At 75.2% G+C, this 7,276-nt stretch carries 6 protein-coding genes; 1 reads left to right on the forward strand and 5 read right to left on the reverse strand.

The features are described 5' to 3' along the window. Positions 1-164 precede the first annotated feature (164 nt). The 5 genes from K6I34_RS27615 to K6I34_RS27635 all read right to left on the reverse strand — a co-directional run bounded on the left by K6I34_RS27615 (position 165) and on the right by K6I34_RS27635 (position 6,242). Positions 165-533, reverse strand: a complete 369-nt coding sequence (locus K6I34_RS27615; RefSeq protein ID WP_374231031.1) for a hypothetical protein — start codon at positions 531-533, stop codon at positions 165-167. A gap of 443 nt (positions 534-976) precedes the next feature. Continuing rightward, positions 977-2,347: an AAA domain-containing protein gene (locus K6I34_RS27620; RefSeq protein WP_229329844.1), complete on the reverse strand. Its 1,371-nt coding sequence runs from the start codon at positions 2,345-2,347 to the stop codon at positions 977-979. A gap of 23 nt (positions 2,348-2,370) precedes the next feature. Continuing rightward, positions 2,371-4,005: a hypothetical protein gene (locus tag K6I34_RS27625; RefSeq protein WP_229329836.1), complete on the reverse strand. Its 1,635-nt coding sequence runs from the start codon at positions 4,003-4,005 to the stop codon at positions 2,371-2,373. A 49-nt stretch (positions 4,006-4,054) separates the two neighbouring features. After that, on the reverse strand, positions 4,055-5,257 hold the full coding sequence (locus tag K6I34_RS27630; RefSeq protein ID WP_229329838.1) for a hypothetical protein: 1,203 nt from the start codon (positions 5,255-5,257) through the stop codon (positions 4,055-4,057). Next, positions 5,178-6,242 (reverse strand): phosphatase PAP2 family protein, encoded by a 1,065-nt coding sequence (locus tag K6I34_RS27635; protein WP_229329840.1) that lies wholly within the window; start codon positions 6,240-6,242, stop codon positions 5,178-5,180. The genes K6I34_RS27630 and K6I34_RS27635 overlap by 80 nt, the downstream gene beginning before the upstream one ends. A gap of 288 nt (positions 6,243-6,530) precedes the next feature. Between K6I34_RS27635 and K6I34_RS27640 the strand changes: the two genes are divergently transcribed. Continuing rightward, on the forward strand, positions 6,531-7,124 hold the full coding sequence (locus K6I34_RS27640) for a histidine phosphatase family protein (protein WP_229329842.1): 594 nt from the start codon (positions 6,531-6,533) through the stop codon (positions 7,122-7,124). Positions 7,125-7,276: the final 152 nt, after the last annotated feature.

Below are 7,276 nucleotides of genomic sequence, written 5' to 3' on the forward strand. Positions count from 1 at the left end.
GGGCGGGGGTCGTTCGGCCGGAGGGTCATGCCCTCCATGCTCCCGGCCAAGTCACCTCCCGACGGGGGTAGTTCCCGGAAGTCGGGACAGCGCGGTGCGTGGTGCGCTATCTTCCGCGGCGCATATGCCAACGGCCCATGGGGGAGAACCATGGGCCGCTGCGGTCACTCGACGGTGCTGCCGCCACGCAGCAGATCACGGCCGAACTCGACCATCTTCTTCGCGTAGTCCTCGCTCCACTCGGCGCGCTCCGCGATCACGGCGGTCGGCAGCCGGTCGAAGCGCCGGGGGTCGGCGAGCTGGGCCGCTGCCACCGCCTGGAACTCCGTCGCCCGGTCGGCGGCCGCGCGGAACGCCAGTGCCAGCTCAGTGGAGCGGGTCAGCAGCTCCCGCGGGTCCTCGATCGACTCCAGGTCGAAGAAGTGCTCCGGGTCGGAGACGGCCTCGGGCGGCTCGAAGAGCAGCTGCGCGGGCCTCAGGCGACGCGTGACGCCGTCGTCCCGCGCGCCGGGAGCCTGCTTCGGCTCGCACATGTACATACCTCCAGGATCGTCTGCACCGCCATCCATTGTCCTGCGCCGCGCAAGTGGGCCGAGCGCGGAGGTCTTTCCTCGCTCTCACGTGAGCGAGCCGCGTGGTCGGTTGCGGCCGGTGGTCCGGTTGTGCCCACCCTCCCCCAGACTCCGTCCGGGGGGACCCCCAGCCGTGCGGAACGCCTGCCCACAACCGGAAAGGTAGGACGCAAGGGCACCCCATCAGGGGCGCGGGGAACTGCGCGACCAGCCGTCGACGACCCGCAGCCGCGCACCGGGCCCGGGTGGCAACCCGGTGGGCGCAACGGGCCACCGACCCGCAGCCGCGCGCGTAGCGCAAGTGGCACCCCGGCAGGCGCCGCGCAGCGACCCGCAGCCGCGCGCCAAGCGCAAGCCGCACCCCGGTAGGCGCGACCAGAGCCGAGCTACGGCACCCCGTCGCGTCAGGCTGCCCGCCAGGGCACCCGGTGCTCCAACAGGTGCGCCCACACGGAGTGATTCGCCTCCCACCCGTCCGGGAACTTCACCGTGACCCCCAGCCGCACCGGGTCCGTCGACGGATGCTCGTCCAGCAGGCGGTCGACGCCCGCGCGGCCGACCACGACGCACGCGTGCCGGTGCCGCGAGGCGAGCACGCACAGGCGGCCCGTCTCCAGGTGGAAGGCCGTCGCGTCCGGGCGGCCCGACAGCGGGTGCAGCACCACCGTCAGGTCGAACTCCCGGCCCTGCAGCCGGTTCGCGGTGTCCACGGTCACACCCTGCACGCCCAGCCCGGCCAGGGCGGCCCGTACGGCCGCCGCCTGGTCGCGGTGGGCGGTGCCCACCGCGACGCGGTCCGCCGTGAGCGGCACCGGGTCCGGGGAGAGCTCGCTCGTCGCCGCCCCGCCGCGGTCCAGCAGCCGCCGTACGACCAGCGCCACCGCGCCGACCGCCTCCGGGTCCGTCCTGGGCGTGTGCCGGGCGGGCAGCTCCAGCAGGCCCCAGCCGGACTCCGCGGCCTCGTCCAGCACCCGGTCCGCCGCCGAGCCGTCCGACGGCACGCCGAACGCCAGCCGCCGCTCGCCGTGGCCCGTGCCGCTGCGGAACGGTGTGTACGGGTAGAAGGCCGCCGACACCAGCGGCGCGGCCGACGCGGGCAGCCGCCAGGAGACCGGCAGCCGGTGCTGCGGCAGGCCGGGGTTGTGGGCCAGCAGCGTGGAGACCGCGCTCGCCGACGGGTCGTACGACAGACCGGCCCACTGGGCCGCACCGTCGGCACCCACCACGCTGAACGGGTCCAACTGGCCCGGGTCGCCCACGAACAGCGCCCGCTCGAAGAGCCCGGCCACCGCCAGCAGGGCGTCCGACCGCATCTGGTACGCCTCGTCGACGATCGCGTGCCCCCAGGGCTCGGTGACCTTCGTGTGCGCCCACTTCGCGGCCGTGGACACCACGACACCGAGTCCCGCGAGGTCGGCCGCCTTCGCCGACGTCACCACCGACGGCAGGCCGTCGAGCGCCCGGTCGTACGGCTGGGCGTCGTTGCTGTGCAGCCGTCCGACGGGCAGCTCCGGGTCCTTCGCGGCCAGCCGCAGCACCAGGTCGTCGACCTGGGCGTTGGTCTGCGCGACGATCATCAGCCGCCGGCCCGCGGCGGCCAGCTCCCGCGCGGCACGCACGACCAGTGTCGACTTGCCCGCGCCCGGCGGGGAGTCCACGACGACGCCCTGGTGCGGCCCGTGCAGCGTGTCGCGCAGGATCGCGTCGGTCGCGGCGGCCGCGGCCGCCGAGGGGTCGAAGCCGTCCCGCCCGCGCGGTGCGGGAACGGCGTGCACGCCCGGTACCGCTCCTGTCGCGCTCACAGGTAGTCCTCCGAGGTCAGCGGGTCGGGTCCGTCCACGGCGTCGCCCGGCGGGCCGCCGTGCGTCCAGGGCGTCCGCTCGGGCTCGGGCAGCTCGGGGCCGCCGCGCGGGGAGTGCTCGAAGAGCGTCCAGCAGACGCGGTCGCCCTTCTCCGGCACGGAGCCCGGGTCGGGCACCTTGCCCCGGCCCATGCCCCCGGTCAGCCGGACCGTCAGCAGGCCCGGCTCGCCGGGCACGGCCTCCACGAACTCGGCGGTCTGCGCCGTCGTGCTCCCGCCGAGCGCGCGGTGGACCTTCGCGCCCTCGGCCAGGAGCGGGGTGTCGTCCGTGCGCACCGTCACCAGCGGGCGCGGGCGGGGCACCTTCGCCTCCGTGTACTCCATCACCACCTCGGTGACCTCGCCCGCGAACGCCTCGCCCGCGAGCCGCCGGGCGGCCATCACCAGCGGGTCGTCCAGGGCCTCCTGCGCCTCCAGCCGGGCCAGCGCGGTCTCCCGCACGGCCAGCTTGCGGGCGGCGGACACCGCGTCGTCCTGCCGGGGCTGCGGCGGCTCACCGGCCCGTACCCGGTCGCGGTGCGTCGTGTACGACCACCGGTCGCGCTTCCACCGCTCGGCGACCCGCGCGCCCTCCGGCAGCGCGCGCAGCAGGTCGAAACCGTGCCACACGGCGTCCCATGTGGGGCGCAACTGGGACTCCAGGAGGGCGCGGATCTCCCGCTCGGCGGCCCCTCGCGCGGCCTCGGCGGCACGCCGCCGGGCGACGGCCATGGACCCGCTGCCGGACCCGCTGTCCGGCCCGGCCGCGACCTCCGCGAGCTCGGTGCGGGCGCGGTCGTAGCGGGCCATGGCCGGGGCCAGCTTCCTGTTGTCGAACGCGGGGTCCGTCGCGGGGCCCGCGGGCGGGCACAGCAGCAGCCCCCCGGTGTCCCGGGCGAGCTCCGCGCGCAGTGCCGCCTCCGCGCCCGTCAGCCCCTCCGGCGGGTCGATCCAGGCGAGCAGTGCGCCCAGGTGCTGGTCCTCCAGCGGGCTCTGGCCCGTCGCCCAGTGCCGGGACAGCAACTGCGTCATGGACATCAGCAGCGCCGAACCGGGCACCCGCGCCCGCTCCCCGTAGTGCGTCAGCCAGCGCCCGAGCAGCGGTACGCGCGGCGGTGCGGGACGGGCGGTCTCCGGGTCCTCCTCGGCGGTGCGGCGGAACCGCATGGAGCGCCCCAGCAGCCGTACGTACTCCACGCCCGCGGCACCCGGCACCAGCAGCTGCGGCGCGTCCGCGCACAGCTCGGCCTCGACCGGGACCTTCTTCCCGGTCTCCGGGTCGGTCTCCTTGCGCACCTCCGTCTCCACCGCGTCGGCGAAGCCCTCGACGTACGGCAGCACCGCGTCGGCCAGCTCCGCGAGGAACGCGGACCGCAGGTCGCGGTCGCGCGGCTGGGGGACCACCAGCAGCCGCGGGGCGTCCCGGTCGGTGCCCACGAGCGCACCCAGCGGCGCGCCCGCCTCACCGGCGGTGGTGAGCGGCACGAGGACGAGGGGCCGCTCCGCCAGGTGCCGGTGGCGCACGGTCGCGAGGGGGCGCGCCCTGCCGTCCCGTACGGCCTCCATGCGGGCGAGCGAGGAGATCAGCGGCATACGGCGGCCTCCGGGAGAGGCGTCGGGGCGGGGGAGCCGTGGGTCCGTGTCATACGGCGGCCTCCGCTCCCGCGCTCGCCGCGGCCAGGGCTTCCGCGCGCAGGGCGGCGGCGCGGCGGAGGGCGGCGACGGCCGGGTCGTCCGCCTCGCCGGCCTCGCCCCGGGCGGCGGCTAGGGCCGCGCCGACGGTGGTCAGCCCGCCCAGCTCGCCGCGCAGCCCCCGGCCCAGCGCCTCCACCGCGCCCGCCTCGCGCGAGCGGGCGCGGCAGTGGAAGGCCAGCTCGCACGCGGCCAGGCACTCCGGGGCGTACGCCGCCTCGACCGCGTCCAGGGCGGCCAGCAGCTCCCCGGCGGGCCGGGTGACGGTGCTCCCGTCCCCGGAGGGGCACAGGTCGAAGGTGGTCTCCGGGGGCAGGCCCGCCACGATGTCCTCGACGAGGGACAGGCGGGCGAGCTGGCGCCGGGTGGTCGCGAGCTGCTTGCGCACGTCGACGAGCTCGGCGGCCGGGAGGTTCGAGAAGTCCTTGGGACAGACGAGGAGCACGCGCGCGTGCACGCGCGGGGAGGGCTCCTGGAGCCTGCCCGCCACCTGCTCCAGGGCGAGGGTGTACACCGCCGCCTGCCGGGCCGCCGCGCCCGCCTTGGCGGCGTCGGCCGTGCCGTCGACGATCGGGAAGGACTTGATCTCCACGACGGTCCAGCCGCCGTCGGGGTGCACGACCACCGCGTCGGGCTCCAGATAGGCCGGGGTCCCGGCGACGTCCAGGGCCAGCATCGGGTGGTCCAGGAGCGTCCAGCGCCCGGCGGCGGTGGCGTCCCGCAGGGCCAGCGCCGTGCGCGCGGTGCGTCCTTCGGGGCCCGCGGCGCAGAGGTCGGGGGCGTCGACGGACTCGGGCTCCGGCCCGGGCGAGCCGTCGCCCAGCCGCTCGTGCAGCAGGCGGACCAGCGCGGTGCCGCCGTCGGCCTTGACCCGCTTCTCGAAGGAGTGGCCGCGCGCCATGGCGAACTGCGACTGTCCGAAGGACGCGGGCGCGCCCAGCGCCCGGGCCAGCGCGCTCTTGTCGATACCGGCGCCGTCGAGCAGTACCCGGCGGCGGCAGCCGGGGTTCGCCGCCAGCGCCGCGAGGGCGCGGGCGTCGAGCGGGCGGGCCGCGGTGCCCGGCCCGCGCAGCTCAGCGAGCCGCTGCCGCAGCGCCGTCGGGTCGGCTGTCCCCGGCCTCGCCGGGGGTCGGCTGTCGAGGGAACTGGTCACTGGCCTCCGCCTCGCGAAGTCTCTCCGGCGCGCCCCGGGAGCCGTCCCCGGCCGGAGTGCCGGAGCCGGCGGACATCCCAGCGGACGCCCCGGAAAGCGCTGTACCCGCCGAAGTGTCGCATCCGGCACCGACATGCGCGGGCGTACCGGTGGTTTCCGCCGCGTCCTCCTTGCCGGCAGACGGGCGGGACGTTTCGGTGGCGGGACCGGCGGAGCGGGAGACACGGCTCCGGATCCGGTCGGCGAGCCGTACCGTGGGCCCGGCCAGCAGCGCCCCGACGCCCATGACGGCGCAGCCCGCGACGGCGTCGAGGAAGTAGTGGTTGGCGGTGCCCATGACCACGAGGGCGATGGCCAGCGGGTAGGCCACGCCGGCGATCTTCGCCCAGGCCGAGCGCATGTGACGGAACATCACGACGCCGCACCACAGGGCCCAGCCCACGTGCAGGCTCGGCATGGCGGCGTACTGGTTCGTCATCCCGCCGAGGCCGCGCGGGGCACTGGCGTCACCGCCCCACCAGCCGTACTCGGCGTACATCCGCATGGTGTCGACGAAGCCCTCGGCGGGGTCGAGCAGCCGGGGCGGGCAGGTGGGCAGGAGCGTGAAGCCTATGAGGCCGATGAGGGTGGAGATCATCAGCCAGCTGCGCAGGCGGCGGTAGTCGTCCGGGCGGCGCTTGAAGGCCCAGACCAGGAGCGCGGGGGTGAGGAGGTAGTGCAGGGACGCGTAGGCGAAGTCGGCGGGTATGCCGAGGGCCGGGTGGTCCGTGAAGAGCCGGTTGAGCGGGTGCTCGAAATTTATTCGGAAGCTCTTCTCGAGATCGAGGATCGCCAGGCCGTGGTCGACGGCCGACTGCACGTCGCCCCGGACCAGCAGGCGGCCCGCCGAGTACAGCGCGTACACCACGGCGATCAGTGGCAGCTCGGTCCACCAGCGCGGCCGCTTCCCGAGTGGTGCGGTGCGGTACATCCGGACGCTCTCCATGTGTTCAGGCGGCATGTGTTCGGCGGCCAACAAGCGCGCATGCAACCGTACGGTGTACGCCGCATCCTTCGCACACCGCCCCGCGACTCGACGGAAACGCCGAGTTCGCCCGCCGTTCCGTCGGAGGTGGGGGAGCGCGAGGGGGGAGACGCCGGGATTGAGCCGCAGGGTTGCCTGCGCCGGGCGTGAGCGATGATGGAGACGAGCGGCCGATTTCTGTCGGATCTTGCACAGATCTGCCGCGATCTGTAGCCAAAATCACCGAATTTTTCTGAAGGGGCGCTCGTCATGGCACCGCGCATCCTGCTGGCCCGGCACGGACAGACGGAGTGGTCGCTGTCCGGCAAGCACACCGGCCGCACGGACATCCCCCTCCTCGACGAGGGCAGGCGCGGCGCCAAGCTGCTGGGCGAACGACTGCACCGCGAGCCCTGGGACGGCCTGCCGGGCGTCGAGATCCGCACCAGCCCGCTGGTCCGGGCCAAGGAGACCTGCGAACTGGCGGGCTTCGCCGACCGTGCCATCGAGTGGGACGCCCTCATGGAGTGGGACTACGGGGCCTACGAGGGCATGACCCCCGCCGAGATCAAGACGACCCGCCCCGACTGGCTCATCTGGCGCGACGCGGTCCCCGAGGGCGAGACGCTCGCGCAGATCAGCGCGCGAGCGGACGAGGTCGTGGAGTGGGCGCGCTCGGCCGACCGCGACGTACTGATCTTCGCGCACGGCCACATCCTGCGCACGATCTGCGCCCGCTGGCTCGGCTACGACGCGGCGTTCGCGGCGCGGGTCCGGCTGGCCCCGACGTCCCTGTCGATCCTGGGCTGGGCGTACGGCGCACCGGCGATCGAGCGCTGGAACGACACGGGTCACTTGGCGTAGGCCTCACCCGTGGGTGGCTCCGTCCGTCGTCGGTCGGCTTCCCCGCCGTGGGTGGGCACGCCCTCCGGGCGTGTCCTCAAACGCCGGACGGGCTGGGTGGGGGTGAGGGTGAGTTTTTTCTGGGGGCTCCGCCCCGGACCCCCGTTCCGGGT

It is taken from the genome of Streptomyces sp. UNOC14_S4 (assembly GCF_020740835.1).
In the GTDB taxonomy this organism is placed as follows: domain Bacteria; phylum Actinomycetota; class Actinomycetes; order Streptomycetales; family Streptomycetaceae; genus Streptomyces.

Coding starts and splice junctions, on each gene's coding strand:
- K6I34_RS27635 (WP_229329840.1), bottom strand. CDS start 6,242: ATGGAGAGCGTCCGGATGTACCGCACCGCACCACTCGGGAAGCGGCCG.
- K6I34_RS27640 (WP_229329842.1), top strand. CDS start 6,531: ATGGCACCGCGCATCCTGCTGGCCCGGCACGGACAGACGGAGTGGTCG.
- K6I34_RS27615 (WP_374231031.1), bottom strand. CDS start 533: ATGTGCGAGCCGAAGCAGGCTCCCGGCGCGCGGGACGACGGCGTCACG.
- K6I34_RS27625 (WP_229329836.1), bottom strand. CDS start 4,005: ATGCCGCTGATCTCCTCGCTCGCCCGCATGGAGGCCGTACGGGACGGC.